The organism is Cellulomonas xylanilytica, from assembly GCF_007989805.1.
Lineage (GTDB): Bacteria > Actinomycetota > Actinomycetes > Actinomycetales > Cellulomonadaceae > Cellulomonas > Cellulomonas xylanilytica.
Window position 1 is genome coordinate 229,199 of record NZ_BJUB01000008.1, and the last position, 17,599, is coordinate 246,797.

The window sequence follows — 17,599 nt, forward strand, 5'->3', positions numbered from 1 at the left end:
GAACGGTCTCGGGGGCACCGTCGCGACACCGACCGCCCGCTCGACAGGCGCCGCCGCGGGGTCGGGTCGGGGCCGCCTCGAGGCCTGTGTATCCTTCGCGCGTGGGCAATGACCGGGTCACCCCGGGCTCTCAGACTTCACTGCGTGAAGCCAACCGGGCGCGGATCGTCAGCGCCGTCCAGCAGCGTGGGTCGCTCACGCAGGTCGAGCTGGCCGGCGTCACCGGCCTGTCCCCGGCCACTGTGTCCAACATCGTCAAGGAGCTGACCTCCGCCGGCGTCCTGCACACCGCGCCCACCTCCCGCAGCGGTCGCCGCGCCCAGCAGGTGACGCTCGCGCGCAACCTCGGCCTCGTCGCGGGCATGCACTTCGGCACCCGCTCCCTGCGGGTCGCCCTGTCCGACGTCGCCCACCGCATCGTCGCCGAGCAGCGCATGCCGCTGCCCCCCGACCACCGCGCCGACCAGGGGCTCGAGCGGGCGGCGCTGCTGCTGACCGAGATGGTGGACTCCGTCGACGCCGGCCTGTCCGAGGTGCTGGCCGTCGGTGTCGGCGTCCCGGCCCCCGTCGACGTGCGCACCGGACAGCTGTCCTCGCTCGGCATGCTGCGCGGCTGGGACGGCGCGGCCGTCCCGCAGCTGCTCGGCGAGCGGCTCGGTCTGCCCGTCTACGTCGACAACGACGCCAACCTCGGTGCGCTCGCGGAGGTCCGCCTCGGTGCCGCCCGCGGCAAGCAGCACGTCGTGTACGTGCGGGCGTCCCACGGCGTCGGCGGCGGCCTGGTGCTCGGCGGCGAGGTGTTCCGCGGCCGCGTCGGCGCGGCGGGGGAGATCGGGCACACGACGATCGACGACCAGGGGCCCATCTGCCGCTGCGGGAACCGCGGCTGCCTGGAGATGTACGTCGGCGCACCCGTCCTGCTCGACATGCTGCGGCCGAGCCACGGCAACCTCACCCTCCGCGACGTCATCGCCCGCGCCGCCACCGGGGACACCGGGTGCCGGCGGGTCATCGCCGACGCGGGGCACCACCTCGGCGTGGCCGCGGCCGGCGTGTGCAACCTGTTCGACCCCGAGCTGCTGGTGGTCGGCGGAGAGCTCGCCGACGCGGGGGAGATGCTGCTGGAGCCCCTGCGCGCGGCGCTCACCCAGCGCACGATCCCGAGCACCGCCGGGCCCGTCCCCGTGGTCGGCGCGGAGCTCGGTGCCGCGGCCGAGGTGCGCGGCGCGCTCGCCGTCGCGCTCGACACGGTCACGATCGCCGGCGCCGGGGCGGTGGTCGTATGAGAAGGACCCTGCTGGCGGCGCTCGCGGTCCTGCTCGCCGTGGGCGGCTGTGCGGCTGCGCCGACGAGCCCCGCACCCTCGGACCAGGTCATCGCGCTGCTGTTGCCCGAGTCCAAGACGGCAAGGTACGAGGCCGTGGACCGCCCCCAGTTCGAGAAGGTGGTCGACGACCGCTGTCCCGACTGCACCGTGATCTACGCCAACGCGAACCAGGACGCCGCCGCGCAGCAGCAGCAGGCGGAGTCTGCGCTCACGCAGGGCGCCGGCGTCCTCGTGCTCGACGCGGTCGACACCGCGGCGGCCGTGAGCATCGTCGGGCAGGCGCACCGCCGTGGCGTCCCCGTGATCGCCTACGACCGGTTCATCGAGGACGCCGACCTCGACTACTACGTCTCGTTCGACAGCCGCCGGATCGGCCGCCTGCAGGGCGACGCGCTCGTGCGGGAGCTCGTCGCTGCCCGGACCGGCCCCGACGACCCCCCGCAGGGCGTGCTCCTGGTGAACGGGTCGGCCACCGACCCGAACTCCGCGGCGCTCGAGGCCGGGGTCGCGGACGCCTTCGAGGGCGCCCCGATCGAGGTGCTGGCCGCGTACGACACCCCCGACTGGAGCCCCGACAAGGCGCAGGAGTGGGTGACCGGCCAGCTCACCCAGTACTCGGGGCTGGTCGACGCCGTCTACGCCGCCAACGACGGCACCGCCGGTGGCGCGATCTCCGCGATGAAGGCTGCCGGGCTCGACCCCGTCCCGCCCGTCACCGGGCAGGACGCCGAGCTCGCGGCGATCCAGCGGATCGTCACCGGGGACCAGTCGATGACCGTCTACAAGGCGATCAGCGAGCAGGCGCGCACCGCCGCCGAGCTCGCCGTGCGCGTGCTGCGCGGTGAGGTGCCCGTCACCACCGCCCGCGTGCAGGGCGTCCCGGCGTTGCTGCTCAGCCCCGTGCCCGTGACCCTGGACAACGTCCGCCGCGTCATCGTCGACGGCGGCGTCTACACCACCGAGGAGATCTGCGTGGAGCCCTACACCGACGCCTGCGCCGCCGCGGGCCTGCTCGACGGGGGGGCGTCATGACCGTCGTGGACGGGCCCGTCCTCGCGCTGCGGGGGGTGTCCAAGAGCTACGGCGCCGCGCGCGCCCTCGTCGACGTGGACCTGCAGGTGCACGCCCACGAGGTGGTCGCGGTCATCGGCGACAACGGCGCCGGCAAGTCCACGCTTGTGGGTGCGCTGACCGGTGCGCTCGTGCCCGACGAGGGCGAGGTGCTCGTCGACGGCAGCCCCGTGACCCTGTCGGACCCGTCGGTCGCGCGCGGCCTCGGGATCGCGGCCGTGTTCCAGGACCTCGCGCTGTGCGCCAACCTCGACGTCGTGGAGAACCTCTACCTCGGGCACGAGGCCCAGCGCGGGCTGCTACTCGACGAGGTCACCATGGAGAAGCACGCGTGGGAGCTGCTCAACCAGCTCGCCGCCCGGGTGCCGTCCGTCCGGGTGCCCGTCGCGGCGCTGTCCGGCGGGCAGCGGCAGGCGGTCGCGATCGCGCGCTCGCTGCTGGGCGAGCCGCGCGTGATCGTGCTCGACGAGCCGACCGCGGCCCTCGGGCTGCGGCAGACGGCCGAGTTCCTCACGCTGGTCGAGCGCCTGCGCGAGCGCGGGCACGGCGTGCTGCTGACCAGCCACTCGCTGGCCGACGTGCAGGCGGTCGCCGACCGCATCGTCGTCCTGCGGCTGGGTCGCACCAACGGGGAGTTCGACGCCGCGAGGACCAGCTACGAAGAGCTGCTCGCCGCCGTCACGGGGATCCAGCGATGAGCGAGTCGGGGCTGGTGGCGACGACCTGGCAGAAGCTGCGCACCGGCGACCTCGGCGTGCTGCCCGTCGCCGTGGTGCTCGTGCTCATCGGGCTGGTGTTCCAGGTGCTCAACCCGCACTTCCTGTCCGCCGACAACCTGGTCAACCTCACGCAGCAGTCCGCCGCCACCGGGGTCATCGCGCTCGGCGTGGTCCTCACGCTGCACGTCGGGCAGATCGACCTGTCCGTCGGCGCCGTCTCGGGGCTGGCCGCGGCCGTCGTGGCCGTCGGCTCCGTCCAGCTGGGCTGGCCGCTGTGGCTCGCGGTCCTGGCGGCGCTCGCGGTCGGCGTGCTCGTCGGGTCCATCTACGCGGCGCTGCACACCCGGCTGGCGGTCCCCAGCTTCGTCTTCACCCTGGCCGGGCTGCTGGTGATCACCGGGCTGCAGATGCGCGTGCTGGGCCCCACCGGGTCCGTGAACCTGCCGTTCGAGTGGTGGCTGGTGCGGTTCTGCCAGACGGCGTTCCTGGCCCCCGCGACGTCCTGGGCGATCGTCGCGCTCGTCGTCGCCGGCTACGCCGCGGGCCGGGCGACCGACCGGATCCGCCGGGTCCGCGCCGAGCTGCCCGTCGCACCCCTGTGGGAGGTCGTCGCCCGGGTCGTGGCGCTGGCCGCCCTGCTCTCGGTGGTCGTCGCCTACCTCGGCACCAACCGGGGCGTGGGCGCGGTGTTCGCGCTGTTCGTCGGGCTCGTCGCGCTCACGGACCTGCTGCTGCGCCGGACGCGCTGGGGCCGGTCGGTCCGGGCCGTCGGGGGCGACGCGGAGGCCGCCCGCAAGGCCGGCGTGCCCGTGCGTCGCGTGTTCGTGTCCGCCTTCGTCGCGTGCTCGACCCTCGCGGCGCTCGGTGGGGTCCTGGCCGTCGGCCGGCTCGCCGCCGCGAACCAGGGCAGCGGCGCGGGGGACACCAACCTCACCGCGATCGCGGCCGCCGTGATCGGCGGGACCAGCCTCTTCGGTGGCCGCGGCTCGGCGTGGTCGGCGCTCGTCGGGATCCTCGTCGTGCAGTCCATCTCCACCGGGCTCACCCTGCTCAACCTCGACCAGTCCGCCCGCCTCGTCGTCACTGGCCTCGTGCTGGCGGTCGCCGTGACCATCGACGCCCTCCAGCGCCGCGCCCGCGAGGCCTGACCCGGCCGCTTCGCTCGGGCCGGCTCGCGCGTGCCGAGCGGTCCAGCTCCTCGTCCGGTCCGGCGGGCAGCGCGGGCGTGGTCCTGCCGGGCAGGACCACGCCGTCACGCCGTGCTGCGCTCAGCCGCGGGAGCAGGGTGCGCCGTTGAGGACGAAGCTCGTCGGCGCGGCGTTGGTGCCCGGGTGCGAGCCGTTGAGACCCAGCTGGAACGAGCCGCCCGCCGGGACGGAGCCGTTCCACGCGGCGTTCTTCGCGGTCACGACCGAGCCGGTCTGCGTGGTCACCGAGCTCCACGCCTGCGTCACGGCCTGGCCCGACGGGTAGGTCCAGGTCAGCGTCCACCCGGTGAGCGCCACGTTCGACCTCACCGCGAGGTTCGCCGTGAAGCCGGTGTTCCACTGGTTGACGGTGTACGTGACCGTGCAGCCGATGGACGGTGTCGGGCTGGGCGGGGGTGTCGTCGGCGCCGGTGTCGTCGGGGCCGGGGTGGTGGGGGCGGGCGTGGTCGGTGCCGGGGTCGTGGGCGGCGGGGTCGGCGTCGAGTCGAGCCCGAAGAAGCGCACCGCCGCGGCGGCGTCGACGGGCAGGTTGTGACCGACGTCCTGGAAGGTGATCGCCTCGACGGGCGCGCGGTCACCCGTGGCGCCGTAGCGCGTGCGGACCTGGCCGCTCGCGGGCGAGTCGGTCGACGCCGGGGTCGCGCTGACGCCGAGCACGTTCGTCCACTGCTTGATCGCCTCGCCGTGGTTCACGTAGCTGAGCGTGGTGTCCTGCGACCCGTGCCACAGCTGCACGCGCGGCCGGGCGCCGGTGTAGCCGGGGTAGGCGGCACGCGCCAGGTCGCCCCACTGCTGACCGGTGCGGACCAGCCGGCCGCCCGAGCAGTCGCTGTTCCAGGGCGCCTGCGAGCCGGTGCCCGGCGGGGGAGAGGTCGTCGAGAAGCACGTGGCCGGGACGCCCGCGAACGCCGACCCGGCGGCGAACACGTCGGGGTACGTGGCCAGCAGGACCTGCGTCATCATCGCGCCCGACGAGACGCCCGTGACGAACACCCTGCTGGTGTCGGTGGTGTACCGCTGCTGCACGTACCGGACCATCGAGACGATGCTCGTCGGGTCGCTCGCGCCGCCGTGCGTCAGGGCCTCGGACGAGCTCACGTCGAAGCAGCTGCCGCTCCGGTTGGCCTGCGGGTAGATGACGATGTAGCCGTACCGCGTGGCCAGCTCGTCGAACTGGGAGCCGTCGTACATCGCCTGGGCGGTGCCCGTGCAGTAGTGCACCGCGACGACCACCGCGGGCCTGGCCGGGAGCGAGTCGGGCACGAACAGGCTCATCCCCAGCTGGCCGGGGTTGCTGCCGAAGCTGGGGACGTTCACCAGGGACGCGGCCTGGGCGGCGGGTGCCGTGGTGAGGGCGGCGGTGGCGAGACCGAGCACCCCCAGCGCGAGGGTCGTGGCGGCCGCGACGGTGCGGCGCAGGGACGGCTTCATCGGTGTCCTCCGGGAGGGTGCGTCCGATAGTTTCGACAGCTCTATCGAATCGTCCTTCGGAGCATGCCGAACCGCCCCGGTGCAGGTCAGGGCACGAAGCGTTTCAGGCCGGTGAGGTCAGCGGAAGACGATCGTGCGGTGCCCGTCGAGGAGCACCCGGTGCTCCGCGTGCCAGCGCACGGCCCGGGCGAGGGCACGGCGCTCGACGTCCTGCCCGAGCGCCACCAGGTCCTCCACGTGCCGGCTGTGGTCCACGCGCTCGACGTCCTGCTCGATGATCGGCCCCTCGTCGAGGTCGCCGGTCACGTAGTGCGCGGTGGCGCCGATGAGCTTCACGCCGCGATCGTGGGCCTGGGCGTACGGGCGGGCGCCCTTGAACGACGGCAGGAACGAGTGGTGGATGTTGATCACCTGGCCGGCCAGCGTCCGGCACAGGTCGTCGGACAGGATCTGCATGTAGCGCGCCAGCACGACCAGCTCGACGTCCAGCTCCTCGACCAGCTCCAGCAGCCGCGCCTCGGCCTGCGCCTTGGTGGCCGACGTGACCGGCACGTGGTGGAACGGGATGCCGTAGAACTCGGCCAGCGGAGCCAGCGTGGTGTGGTTGGACACCACCGCGACCAGGTCGATCGGCAGGTTCTCCGACCGCTGCCGGAACGCGAGGTCGTTCAGGCAGTGCGCCGCCGTGGAGCCCATGACGAGCGTCCGGACGGGCCGGCCCACCACGTCGAGCGACCAGTCCATCTCGAACTGCCCGGCGACCGGCGCGAACGCCCGCTCCAGCTCGTCGCGCGGCGTGACCGCCGTGACCTGGACCCGCATGAAGAACAGCCCGGACAGCGGGTCGCCGAACTGCTGCGACTCGGTGATGTTCCCGCCGTGCTGCGCCAGCACACCGGCGACCGCGTGCACGATCCCGGGGCGGTCGGGGCAGGACAGGGTGAGGACCCAGTGGATGGCGTCAGGTGAGTCGGAGGACACGAGGTCCGAGAGTAGTGGTCGCGCGGATCGGCTGACACGATGGGCGCCATGACGCAGCCCGACCTCGACATCCGTTCCGTGACGATCGACGACGCCGGTGAGCTGCTGACGTTGCGCCGCGCCGCGTTCGTCACCGAGGCCCAGCAGTACGGGGACCCGCACATCCCGCCGCTCACGCAGACCCTCGAGGAGCTGCAGGAGGACCTCCAGCGCGACGGGGTCATCACGCTCGGCGGCTGGTACGGGCACCGCCTCGTCGGCTCGATCAGGATGCTCATCGAGGGTCCGAAGGCGACGCTCGGCCGGTTCGCGGTCGCGCCCGACCTGCAGGGCCAGGGCTTCGGCACGCAGCTGCTGATGGCGATCCTGCCGCACCTGCCCGAGGGCATCGAGGAGGTCTGGGTCTTCACCGGCCGCGACTCCGTCCACAACCTCGCGCTCTACGCCAAGCACGGCTACGAGCACCAGCACGACCAGACGGCGGGCGACCTGACCTACGCGTACCTGCGCAAGATCCTGGGGGACGGCGGAGCGGAGTGACGCTCAGCCGCGGCCGGGCCGCAGCGCCTCAAACAGGCGGCGCTTGGCACGGATGAGCTGCAGCTCCTTGGCCGAGACGTACGTGCGGATCCCGTCCGGCTCGGGCTCGGCCGGTACCACCGGGGGCTCGTCCGCCGCAGGCGGTTCCTCGTCGGCGACGTGCCGGACGGCACCGGCGGCGAGCGCGGCCCGCTCGTCGGCGGACGCGCCGCGGGGGATCCGCTCGAGCCGGGCGTAGAACTCGAGCTCGTTCCGGGCCGTCGCCGTGACCTGCGTGGCGGTGAAGTCGACAGCGCCCAGCCACGCCAGCTCGGCGACCTGCTGCGCGAACGAGGTCGGCGTGAACGTCCAGACGTGCACGTCGATGTACTCGCCCTCCGCGCGGCGCGCGAGCAGCCCGGGGACGAGCTCCGGGTCGTGCGCGCGGTCGTCAAGGGTGGGGACCGCGCCGGCCCACAGGGCGTCCGACGTCATCCGGACCGCGGACAGGAAGTGGTCGTACACGGCGCGGACGGACGGCCTCGTGTCGCCGGCCTCGTGCGCCCCGAGGACCTGCCCGACGGTCGTCTGGGGGCGGAGGGCGTCGAAGGAGTACCGCCGGTCCGGGACGGCGAGGGCCAGGACGCCGCCGTCCTCGAGCACGGCCGCGACGTCCGACAGCCACCCGATCAGGTCCGGCACGTGCTCGACGACGTGGGACGCGAGGACCCACCGGTACGGGGCGTCACCCGCGGTCACGTCGCGCAGGCTGTGCAGCACGCCGTCGGCGTCGTGCAGGGGGAGGTCGATGTGCGGGATGTCCTCGACCGCCACGTCGGGGTCCGTGCCGTACCGCTCCCGCATGGTCTCGGTCGGGTAGATGTCGACGTAGCGCACGTCGCAGGCCGGTCGCAGGGCGATCGGTCGGTGGAGCGGCCCGATCTCCAGGCCCTTCCCCTCGCCGAGCCCGCCGAGCTCGGTCAGGATCGCTCGTCGCTCGTCCTGACTCGGCATGCGGCTCCTCGGGTCGGTCCTGGCCCACGGGCGGTCGGGTGCTCCTTCGGACGGTAGCGGTCCGCACCCGGTCGTGTCCGCAGTCGTGTCCGCAGTCGTGCCCACAGGGTCCTGCAGCCCTACGATCGTTGCTAGGGTGTGCCGGTCGCGACTGGCGAAACGGGTGGGTCACCACCGGGGAGCGACGCAGCAGCAGACCAACGGGTCGGACGCCTGGGCCCCCGGTCACCACACACGAGTGTGCGGGTGCCGGACGCGCGCGTACACGCTGACTGCCGACAGGAGTGCTTCATGAGCGCCGACCAGATCCCTCTGATGGATCAGAACATCTCCCAGCTGGACCCGGAGATCGCCGCCGTCCTCGACGGCGAGCTCGCCCGCCAGCAGGGCACGCTCGAGATGATCGCGAGCGAGAACTTCGTGCCGCGCGCGGTCCTGCAGGCGCAGGGCTCCGTGCTGACCAACAAGTACGCCGAGGGCTACCCGGGCCGCCGCTACTACGGCGGCTGCGAGCAGGTCGACATCGCGGAGACCATCGCGATCACCCGCGCCAAGGAGCTGTTCGGCGCCGAGCACGCCAACGTCCAGCCGCACTCGGGCGCCACGGCCAACGCCGCCGTGCTGCACGCCCTGATCAACGCGGGCGACAAGATCCTCGGCCTCGAGCTGGCCCACGGCGGCCACCTCACGCACGGCATGAAGATCAACTTCTCCGGCAAGCTCTACCAGGTCGGCGCCTACGGCGTGGACCCCGAGACGTTCCTCGTGGACATGGACGTCGTGCGCGAGAAGGCGCTCGAGCAGCGTCCCGACGTCATCATCGGCGGCTGGTCCGCCTACCCCCGTCAGCTCGACTTCGCGGCGTTCCGGTCCATCGCCGACGAGGTCGGCGCCAAGCTCTGGGTCGACATGGCGCACTTCGCCGGCCTCGTGGCCGCCGGTCTGCACCCGAGCCCCGTGCCGCACTCCGACGTCGTGTCCTCGACGGTGCACAAGACGATCGGCGGCCCGCGCTCCGGCTTCATCCTGAGCCGCGAGGAGTACGCCAAGAAGATCGACTCGGCCGTCTTCCCGGGTCAGCAGGGCGGTCCGCTGATGCACGTCATCGCCGCCAAGGCCGTCGCGTTCAAGGTGGCGGGCACGGACGAGTTCCGCGACCGCCAGCAGCGCACGCTCGACGGCGCCCGCCTCATCGCCGAGCGGCTGTCGGCACCCGACGTGGCCGCCGCCGGTGTCTCCGTCCTCACCGGCGGCACGGACGTGCACCTGGTCCTGGTCGACCTGCGGCACTCGGACCTGGACGGCCAGCAGGCCGAGGACCTCCTGCACTCCGCGGGCATCACCGTGAACCGCAACGCGGTGCCGTTCGACCCGCGCCCCCCGCGCGTCACCTCCGGCCTGCGCATCGGCACGCCGGCGCTGGCCACCCGCGGCTTCGGCGACGTCGAGTTCACCGAGGTAGCGGACATCATCGCCACCGCGCTGATCAACGGTGCCGGCACCGACGTCGCGGCGCTGCGGGCCCGGGTGCTCAAGCTGACCGACGGCTTCCCGCTGTACTCCGACCTGCAGCAGTACTGATGACGGCCCAGCTCCTCGACGGGACCGCCACGGCGGCCCGGATCAAGGCCGAGCTCACCGAGCGGGTCGCCGCGCTCGCGACGCGTGGCGTGCGCCCGGGGCTCGGCACGCTGCTGGTCGGCGACGACCCCGGCTCGCGCTGGTACGTCGCCGGCAAGCACAAGGACTGCGCCGAGGTGGGCATCGCCTCGATCCGTGAGGACCTGCCGGCCACGGCCACGCAGGACGAGATCGAGGCGGCGGTCACGCGGCTGAACGAGGACCCGGAGTGCACCGGGTTCATCGTGCAGCTGCCGCTGCCGCAGGGCATCGACACCAACCGGGTGCTCGAGCTGATCGACCCCGACAAGGACGCGGACGGGCTGCACCCGACCAACCTCGGGCGCCTGGTCCTGCGGGTCAACGAGCCGGTCACCTCACCGCTGCCGTGCACGCCGCGGGGCATCATCGACCTGCTGCTGCGCCACGACATCGACCTGCGCGGTGCGGACGTCGTGATCGTCGGACGCGGGGTCACCGTGGGCCGCTCGATCGGGCTGCTGCTGACCCGTCGCGAGATCAACGCGACCGTGACGCTCACGCACACGGGCACCGACGACCTCGCGGAGCACACCCGGAACGCCGACGTCGTCATCGCGGCCGCCGGGGTCCCGGGGATCATCACCGCGGACATCATCAAGCCGGGCGCCGTCGTCATCGACGTCGGCGTCTCCCGGTCCACCGACCCCGAGACCGGCAAGAGCCGCGTCGTCGGGGACGTGGACCCCGGCGTGCGCGAGGTGGCCTCGTGGGTGTCGCCGAACCCCGGCGGGGTCGGGCCGATGACGCGCGCGATGCTGCTGAGCAACGTCGTCGACACCGCGGAGCGGCTGCTGGGGTGACTCCTGTCGGTGGTCGGGGCCAGGCTGTCCCTCGGGACGGCCGGCCCCGGCCGTCGGAGAGGGAGCAGCCATGGGTATCGTCCGTCCGCACCTCTGGTTCCACGACCAGGCGGTGCACGCCGCCCGGTTCTACGCCGAGGTCATCCCGAACACCGTGATCCACTCGATCGCGACCGCCCCGCCGGGCACCCCGGGCGTCGCCGAGGGGACCGAGTTCATCGTGGAGCTCACGATCGACGGCATGCGTGCCACGTTCCTCAACGCGGGCCCCGCGTTCACGCTCGACGAGGCGTTCTCGTTCGTCCTCGACTGCGCCGACCAGGCGGAGGTCGACCACTACTGGGAGACGCTGACCGCCGACGGCGGGACGCCGAGCCAGTGCGGCTGGCTCGTCGACAGGTTCGGCGTCTCGTGGCAGATCACGCCCGTGCAGCTGGACGACGTGATGTCCCGACCCGACCGCGAGGGCGTCGCGCGCGCGATGGCGGCGATGCTGACCATGGGCAAGCTCGACATCGAGGGCCTCGAGGCGGCGTACCGGGGCGAGTGACCGCCACTGGTTCGAGCTGTCGGCGGCATCGGGTTGGATGGTCCGGTGCTGACCATCGCGAGTGTGAACGTCAACGGGATCCGGGCCGCCTACAAGCGGGGGATGGGGACCTGGCTGGAGGCGCGGAAGCCCGACGTGGTGCTGCTGCAGGAGGTGCGGGCGACCGACGAGATCCTGGCGGACCACCTGCCCGCGGGGGAGTGGCACCTCGCGCACGAGGCCAGCGAGGTGAAGGGGCGCGCCGGCGTGGCCATCGCCAGCAGGCTGCCGATGACCGCCGTGCGGATCGGTCTGCGGACCGGCGTGACGGGCGACTCGGGCCGGTGGGTCGAGGCTGACGTGGAGCTGCCCGCGCACGAGGGTGCTCCGGCGCGCAGCATCACCGTCGTGTCCACCTACCTGCACTCGGGCACGCTCGGGACGCCGTCGATGGACGAGAAGTACGCGTTCCTGGACCACGTCACGGGCCGGCTGGCGGAGATCGCGGAGCAGGGCGGCTATGCGGTCGTCGCCGGGGACGTGAACATCGCGCACCGCGAGGCGGACATCAAGAACTGGAAGGGCAACCTGAAGTCGGCCGGGTTCCTCCCGCGGGAGCGGGCCTACCTGGACCGCTGGTTCGACGACCTGGGCTGGCACGACCTGGGCCGTGAGCTGGGCGGCGAGGGTCCGGGACCGTTCACGTGGTGGTCCTGGCGCGGGCAGGCGTTCGACAACGACGCCGGCTGGCGCATCGACTACCAGCTGGCCACCCCCGACCTCGCGGACGCCGCTGTGCGCGCGACCGTGGACCGCGCCGCCACGTACGCGGAGCGCTTCTCGGACCACGCCCCCGTCGTGGTGGAGTACGACCTCTGACGACGGCCGGTGAGTGGTTGCGGAGAGTGCGTCAGGCGTCGAGCACCGGAGCGCCGGGCAGGTCGCGCATCCGGACCAGCGGCGAGAGGACCACGGGCAGCGCGGCGAGCGCCATGACGCCGACGGAGACCCACAGCGTCGGCAGCACACCGAGGTGGGTGCCCAGCCAGCCGCCGAGCAGCCCGCCGATCGGCATCGACCCCCAGACGATGAACCGCACGGAGGCGTTCATGCGGCCGAGCAGCGGGGGAGGGCACACGCGCTGGCGGAAGCTCACCTGGGCCACGTTGTAGACGATGACGGCGAAGCCGAAGGTCGCGCCGCCGGCGATGAGCAGCGGCGCCGCCGGGATGACGCTGGTGGCGGCGAGCGGGGTCAGGGCGGCCGCGGGGGCGGACAGCAGCGCGCTGAGCGGGATGATCCGGCCCTCGCCCACCCACTGCGCGAGCCGGCCGGCGACGACCGCCCCGAGCAGCCCGCCGACGGCCGAGGCGGACAGGATCGCGCCGTAGGCGGCGGTGCCCAGACCGAGGGTCCGCAGGACGTAGATGACCAGGACGGCACCGCTGATCGCGCTCGCGAAGTTGGCCAGCGACGTGCAGACGACGATCCGCCGCAGGTAGGGCTCGTGCACGACGAACCGCAGGCCCTCGGCGATCTCGGTCCGCAGCGGCCGGCGGGTGTCGGGGTGCGGCGGTGTCTCCTGGTGCCGGATGCGGCCGACGGCGAACGCGGAGACCAGGTACGTGACGACGGTGATCGCGATGAGCGCCGGCGCGGCGATGACCCGCAGCAGCAACCCACCGAGCGCCGGTGCCGCGACCTGCGCCACCGACGCGGTGGCCTGCAGCTTCGAGTTGCCCTCCACCAGGTGGTCGAGGCCCACGAGGCCGGGGATGTAGCTCTGGTGGGAGACGTCGAAGAACACGGTGGCGACGCTGATCACGAGGGCGGCGACGATCAGCAGCGGGACCGAGGCGTGCCCCGTGGCGGCGGTCAGGACGACCACGCCCAGGACCGCGGCCCGGACCAGGTCCGCGACGACGAGCACCCGCCGCTTGCGCATCCGGTCCACCCACGCGCCGGCGGGCAGGCCGATGACGAGGAACGCGGCGTACTCGGCGGCGGTGAGCACGCCCATCTCCCACTCGGTCGCGGCGAGCTGCTGCACGGCGAAGATGGGCAGGGCCAGGGCGGTGAGCTGGGCGCCGAGCTGGCCGAAGGCGTCACCCGTCCAGAGCCGCCGGAAGTCCGGGTGGTGGATCAGCGACCGGGTGGCCGTGGAGTCGGAGGTGCTCACGGCGCCCAGCATCGGGTCACTGATTGGGATAAGTCAATCACTGTGCGAGGATCGGCCCATGACAGAGGCTGCTCCCCAGGACACGGCCGACGCCGACGCCGACGCCCGCGCCCTGGCGAGCACGCTGCGGCTCCGCATCCTGCGGCTGTGCCTGGACGAGGCGCTCACCAACCGGGAGATCGCCGAGCGGCTGGACCGCAACCCGGCGACCGTCCTGCACCACGTCCGCACGCTGGTCGACCGCGGGTTCCTGGTGGCCGAGCCGGCCCGGCGGGGGACCCGCGGCTCACGCGAGGTGCCGTACAAGGCGACGGGCAAGTCCTGGCGAACGCCCGGCGGTCCGGGGACGAGTCGCGTCCTCATCCGGACGTTCCTCGAGGAGGTCGACCTCGTGGACCCGAAGGACGTGCAGGCCACGCGCCTGGGCCTGCGGCTCGATGCCGCCGGGTTCGAGGAGCTGGTCGCGCGGATCGGGGCGGTGCTCCACGAGTTCGCCGACCGGCCGCCCACCCCCGGAGGCACGCCCTACTCCGTGTTCTGGGCGATGCACGAGGACGTGACGCGTCAGACGCCCCCGCGCAACGCGGCGATGGGCTCGATCGACGCGGCCTTGAGCGACGGGTAGAGCCCGGCGAGCAGACCGATCACACCGCCGGCCAGGGCCGCGACGCCGACCATCCGCAGGTCGAGGATGGGGGTCCACTCCTGGGCGGCACTGACCCCGACGACGACGGCGACGCCGAGCGCTGCGCCCAGCATCCCGCCCAGCAGGCCGACGACCACCGACTCGACCATGAACTGCGCGCCGATGTCCCGCCGGGTCGCGCCGAGCGCCCGCCGCAGGCCGATCTCGCCCACGCGCTCCAGCACCGACAGCAGGGTCACGTTCGCGATCCCGACACCACCGATCAGCAGCGCCACGCCGCCGAGCGCCAGGAAGATCGTGTTCACGTCCGCCTGCACGCTCTGCCGGACGATCGAGGTGGCCGGCGGCGTCTGCACGTCGATGCTCTCGGGGGCGTTCGGGCTCAGCGCCGTCGCCAGCTGGCTGCCGACCACGGCCCCGGCTCCGACCGCCAGGTGCAGGTGCAGCTCGTCCGGGGACGCCAGGGCGAAGTCGGCACGGGCGGTCCCCTCGGGCATCACCACGGAGGACAGCACGTCGGCCCGGCGCTGCACGTCGTCGACGATGCCGATGACCTGGTAGGCGCGCTCGCCGATGAAGATCGAGGGCTGCCGGTCGACCCGGACCACCCCGAGGCGCTCGGCGGCGTCGACGCCGAGCACGACCACGCGGTCGGCGCGGGCGTCGTGGCCCTCGTCGAAGTACCGTCCCTGCACGACGCGGCCGCCGACCGCCTCCAGCGCACCCGGGGAGGTGGCGACGACGTCCGGGGCGACCGTCCGCGCGGCCGACGGGTCGTGCACCGGCACCGCGGTGATCTCCGCGCCGTCGACGTCGACCGTGGAGAAGGTCCCGGCCGCCTCGACGCCCGCGAGCCGCTCCGCACGTGCCTCGGCGTCCCACGGCAGCGTCCCGAGAGCGCGCTGCGACCCGTCCCAGCCGTTGCTGGTCTCCGGCTTGGCCACCCCCTGCGTGGCCGCGACGGCGTCGAACTGCTTGTTGATCTGCCCGGACGCCGTCTGGGCCAGCCCGACGGTCACCACGACGGAGGCGATGCCGAGCACGGTGCCCAGGATGGTGAGCAGCAGCCGTCCCGGCCGTGCACCGATCCCGGCCGCCGCCTCGGCCAGCAGGTCCCGCAGCCCGAACCGGTCGGACCGCGCCACGCGCTCGGTCACCGCGGTCATGCGATCTCCCGCAGGTACCCGTCGGCGATCCGGACCCGACGCTGCGCGCGTGCCGAGACCTCGTCGTCGTGCGTGATCACCAGCAGGGTCAGCCCGCCCGCGTGCAGCTCGTCGAACAGGTTGAGCACGCTCGCCGAGCTCTCCGAGTCCAGGTTCCCGGTCGGCTCGTCCGCCAGCAGCACCCGGGGCTGCGCGACGACCGCGCGCGCGACGGCCGCGCGCTGGCGCTCCCCGCCGGACAGCACCGTCGGGACGAAGTCGATCCGGTGGCTCAGCCCGACGCGGTCGAGGGCGGCCAGCGCCCGGTCACGCCGCTCCGCGCGCGGGACCCCGCTGTACAGGGTGGCCAGCAGGACGTTCTCGAGCACCGTCCGGTGCGGCATGAGGTGGAACGCCTGGAACACGAACCCGATGTGGCCCGCCCGCAGTGCCGCCCGCTCGCGCTCGCTCGCGCCGGCCGTGGGGATGCCGTCGAGGAAGTACTCGCCGTCGGTGGGCTTGTCCAGCAGGCCGAGCAGGTTCAGGAGCGTCGACTTGCCCGAGCCGGACGGCCCGATGACGGACAGGTAGTCGCCCGACCCCACGGCGAGGTCGGCTGGGTGCAGCGCGTGGACCGGCGGGTCGCCCGGGAACTGCCGGGCCGCCCCCCGCAGCTCGAGCACCGGTGGGACCGGCCCGACGTCCTCCGGGGCGTCGAGCAGGTCGAGGACGGTCACTCGTCCGCCTCGGTGTCGGCCGCCTTCTTCTTCGTGTCGGCCACGCCGACGACCACCAGGTCGCCCGCCGTGAGCGGTGTCTCGGACCCGGCGATCTCGACGTACCCGTCCGCGGCGAGCCCCGTGGTGACGGTGACCAGCGAGCTGGCCTCGCCGCCGCTCCCGGCCAGCTCGACCCGCGACTCGCCACCGGGGCCGGCGGTCAGCGCCGCCAGCGGCACGGCCAGCACCTCGCCCTCGGTGGAGCTCACCGGGACCCGCACGCGGACGTTGGTGTTCTGCAGCGCGACGACCTGCTCCGGGGTGAGGGCGCCGAGGGTGAAGATGACCGTCCGGCGGTCACCCTTCGGCTGCTCCGGCTCCTCGGGCTCCTCGCCCTCCGTCTGTCCCTCGGGCGCCTCGGGGGTCGCGCTCGGGTCCTTGACCTCGGCGACGGTGACGGCGAGCTCCTGGTCGTCGAGCGTGATCGTCCCGGCGGTCCCGACCGTGAGCAGCTCGCTGTCCGCCCGCGTCGCGCTCCCGGTGATCTGGATGGTGGCCCCGGACACGCTCATGAACTCACCGGTGATCGTCCCGCCACGCGTCGCCTTGACGACGTCGACACGGCGGGGGAGCGACGGGACGAACACGACCTCGCTCGCCGGGAGCGGGGTCAGCGTCGCGGCCTGCGCCTCGGCCTGGGCCTCCCGGGCCGCGGACAGCTGTGACTGTGCGGCCGCGACGGCATCCCGCTGCGCGCCTGTGTCGGCGGGGTTGCCCGCCTCGGCCCGCGCCGCCTGCGCCTGCGCGAGCGCGCCCTGCGCCTCGACCACGGCGATGGGGCTGCACGGAGCCTCCTCGGTGGGCGCCGCGCAGCTGGCCTGCTCCTGGTCGAACGTCGCCTGGGCCACCGTCACGGCGGTGTCCAGGCCGATGAGCTCCGACTGCGGCGGGCCGACGGCCGCGCCGGCCAGCTCCCGCTGGGCGGCGTTGACGGCGTCCTGCGCCGACCGGACGCCGTCGCGCGCCGCCGTCACGGCCTCCTGCAGCTCCTCGCCCGCCGACGGCGGCTCGTAGCCGACCCGCTGGTAGAGCGTCCGGACCCCCGCGGCGGTCGCGGCGTCGTACGCGTCGCTGTCCGCGTCGCCCGCGTCGATGCCGAGGGCGACGAGCGCGGCCTTGAGCTGCCGGACGTCGGGCCCGGAGACGCCTGCCCGCAGCGACCGGTAGGTGGGCAGGTCGCCCGGCAGCACGATGACGGGCCGGCCGACGATCTCCAGCGCCACGGACGCGGGGCCGATCTCGGCGCCGACCACCGGCACCTGCCCCGTCACGACGGCCGGGCCGCCCAGGTCCCCGGTCTCGACCCGCAGGTCGACCGGGTCGTCGTACCCGATGTCCCCGCGGATGACGAGCTCGTTGGCGATGACGCGGCTCTCCACCGGCACGGTGATCGGGCCCGCCGTCGGGGGTGCGGCATCCGCGGCCGCCTTGCCGGGCGACACGATCAGGCGGCTCAGGAGCACCCCTGCGGCGAGGCAGACGACGGCGACGACCGCCATCACGACGATCGTGCGTCGCCCACCGGTGACCTGCGTGCTCATTGCTCTCCTTCTGGGACCTCGGACGGGCAGACGGGCGGGTGCCGTCGT

General features: G+C 73.4%; 17 protein-coding genes and 1 riboswitch. Of the genes, 10 read left to right on the forward strand and 7 right to left on the reverse strand.

Annotated features, from left to right (window positions below; translation table 11 throughout):
• Positions 1 to 101: 101 nt before the first annotated feature.
• From CXY01_RS14015 to CXY01_RS14030, 4 genes are read left to right on the forward strand one after another with little or no spacing between them, the layout of a single operon-like run.
• The gene (locus CXY01_RS14015; RefSeq protein WP_146928029.1) at positions 102 to 1,286 is read left to right on the forward strand and encodes an ROK family transcriptional regulator; all 1,185 of its coding nucleotides are present in this window, start codon (positions 102 to 104) and stop codon (positions 1,284 to 1,286) included.
• Positions 1,283 to 2,359: a substrate-binding domain-containing protein gene (locus CXY01_RS14020; RefSeq protein WP_146928030.1), complete on the forward strand. Its 1,077-nt coding sequence runs from the start codon at positions 1,283 to 1,285 to the stop codon at positions 2,357 to 2,359. Before CXY01_RS14015 ends, CXY01_RS14020 begins: the two co-directional genes overlap by 4 nt.
• Complete coding sequence (locus CXY01_RS14025) at positions 2,356 to 3,096, forward strand: ATP-binding cassette domain-containing protein (protein ID WP_146928031.1); 741 nt, start codon at positions 2,356 to 2,358, stop codon at positions 3,094 to 3,096. The genes CXY01_RS14020 and CXY01_RS14025 overlap by 4 nt, the downstream gene beginning before the upstream one ends.
• Positions 3,093 to 4,265 (forward strand): sugar ABC transporter permease, encoded by a 1,173-nt coding sequence (locus tag CXY01_RS14030; RefSeq protein WP_146928032.1) that lies wholly within the window; start codon positions 3,093 to 3,095, stop codon positions 4,263 to 4,265. The genes CXY01_RS14025 and CXY01_RS14030 overlap by 4 nt, the downstream gene beginning before the upstream one ends.
• 120 nt (positions 4,266 to 4,385) lie before the next feature.
• On the opposite strand, the gene CXY01_RS14035 is transcribed toward CXY01_RS14030, so the two are convergent.
• Together CXY01_RS14035 and purU are read right to left on the reverse strand one after the other, a co-directional pair.
• Positions 4,386 to 5,756 (reverse strand): extracellular catalytic domain type 1 short-chain-length polyhydroxyalkanoate depolymerase, encoded by a 1,371-nt coding sequence (locus CXY01_RS14035; protein WP_146928033.1) that lies wholly within the window; start codon positions 5,754 to 5,756, stop codon positions 4,386 to 4,388.
• A gap of 117 nt (positions 5,757 to 5,873) precedes the next feature.
• Positions 5,874 to 6,737: a formyltetrahydrofolate deformylase gene (gene purU / locus CXY01_RS14040; RefSeq protein WP_146928034.1), complete on the reverse strand. Its 864-nt coding sequence runs from the start codon at positions 6,735 to 6,737 to the stop codon at positions 5,874 to 5,876.
• A 48-nt stretch (positions 6,738 to 6,785) separates the two neighbouring features.
• Between purU and CXY01_RS14045 the strand changes: the two genes are divergently transcribed.
• Positions 6,786 to 7,277, forward strand: coding sequence for a GNAT family N-acetyltransferase (locus tag CXY01_RS14045; RefSeq protein WP_146928035.1), 492 nt, complete (start codon positions 6,786 to 6,788; stop codon positions 7,275 to 7,277).
• A 3-nt stretch (positions 7,278 to 7,280) separates the two neighbouring features.
• Here CXY01_RS14045 and CXY01_RS14050 read toward each other — a convergent pair whose 3' ends face one another.
• Positions 7,281 to 8,270 (reverse strand): class I SAM-dependent methyltransferase, encoded by a 990-nt coding sequence (locus tag CXY01_RS14050; RefSeq protein WP_146928036.1) that lies wholly within the window; start codon positions 8,268 to 8,270, stop codon positions 7,281 to 7,283.
• A gap of 137 nt (positions 8,271 to 8,407) precedes the next feature.
• A riboswitch (ZMP/ZTP riboswitch) is annotated at positions 8,408 to 8,496 on the forward strand.
• Positions 8,497 to 8,561: 65 nt separating this feature from the next.
• On the opposite strand from CXY01_RS14050, the gene glyA reads away from it, so the two are divergent.
• The 4 genes from glyA (at position 8,562) to CXY01_RS14070 (ending at position 12,140) form a co-directional block, all read left to right on the forward strand.
• Entirely contained in the window at positions 8,562 to 9,851 is a 1,290-nt protein-coding gene (gene glyA, locus CXY01_RS14055; RefSeq protein WP_146928037.1) for a serine hydroxymethyltransferase, read from the forward strand.
• Positions 9,851 to 10,732, forward strand: a complete 882-nt coding sequence (locus CXY01_RS14060; protein WP_146928038.1) for a bifunctional methylenetetrahydrofolate dehydrogenase/methenyltetrahydrofolate cyclohydrolase — start codon at positions 9,851 to 9,853, stop codon at positions 10,730 to 10,732. Before glyA ends, CXY01_RS14060 begins: the two co-directional genes overlap by 1 nt.
• A gap of 70 nt (positions 10,733 to 10,802) precedes the next feature.
• Positions 10,803 to 11,282 carry a VOC family protein gene (locus CXY01_RS14065; protein WP_146928039.1) on the forward strand — a complete coding sequence of 160 codons (480 nt, stop codon included), beginning with the start codon at positions 10,803 to 10,805 and terminating at the stop codon, positions 11,280 to 11,282.
• 45 nt (positions 11,283 to 11,327) lie between these two features.
• On the forward strand, positions 11,328 to 12,140 hold the full coding sequence (locus CXY01_RS14070; protein ID WP_146928040.1) for an exodeoxyribonuclease III: 813 nt from the start codon (positions 11,328 to 11,330) through the stop codon (positions 12,138 to 12,140).
• Between the two features lie 31 nt (positions 12,141 to 12,171).
• Here CXY01_RS14070 and CXY01_RS14075 read toward each other — a convergent pair whose 3' ends face one another.
• On the reverse strand, positions 12,172 to 13,440 hold the full coding sequence (locus tag CXY01_RS14075; RefSeq protein WP_246125356.1) for an MFS transporter: 1,269 nt from the start codon (positions 13,438 to 13,440) through the stop codon (positions 12,172 to 12,174).
• A gap of 58 nt (positions 13,441 to 13,498) precedes the next feature.
• On the opposite strand from CXY01_RS14075, the gene CXY01_RS14080 reads away from it, so the two are divergent.
• Positions 13,499 to 14,065: a winged helix-turn-helix domain-containing protein gene (locus CXY01_RS14080; RefSeq protein WP_146928042.1), complete on the forward strand. Its 567-nt coding sequence runs from the start codon at positions 13,499 to 13,501 to the stop codon at positions 14,063 to 14,065.
• Here the strand turns inward: CXY01_RS14080 and CXY01_RS14085 are convergent.
• From CXY01_RS14085 to CXY01_RS14095, 3 genes are read right to left on the reverse strand one after another with little or no spacing between them, the layout of a single operon-like run.
• Complete coding sequence (locus tag CXY01_RS14085) at positions 14,005 to 15,252, reverse strand: ABC transporter permease (protein WP_146928043.1); 1,248 nt, start codon at positions 15,250 to 15,252, stop codon at positions 14,005 to 14,007. The two genes, CXY01_RS14080 and CXY01_RS14085, sit on opposite strands and share 61 nt — an antisense overlap.
• Positions 15,249 to 15,968, reverse strand: coding sequence for an ABC transporter ATP-binding protein (locus CXY01_RS14090; RefSeq protein ID WP_146928044.1), 720 nt, complete (start codon positions 15,966 to 15,968; stop codon positions 15,249 to 15,251). Before CXY01_RS14090 ends, CXY01_RS14085 begins: the two co-directional genes overlap by 4 nt.
• Positions 15,965 to 17,551, reverse strand: a complete 1,587-nt coding sequence (locus CXY01_RS14095; protein ID WP_146928045.1) for a hypothetical protein — start codon at positions 17,549 to 17,551, stop codon at positions 15,965 to 15,967. The genes CXY01_RS14090 and CXY01_RS14095 overlap by 4 nt, the downstream gene beginning before the upstream one ends.
• Positions 17,552 to 17,599 lie beyond the last annotated feature (48 nt).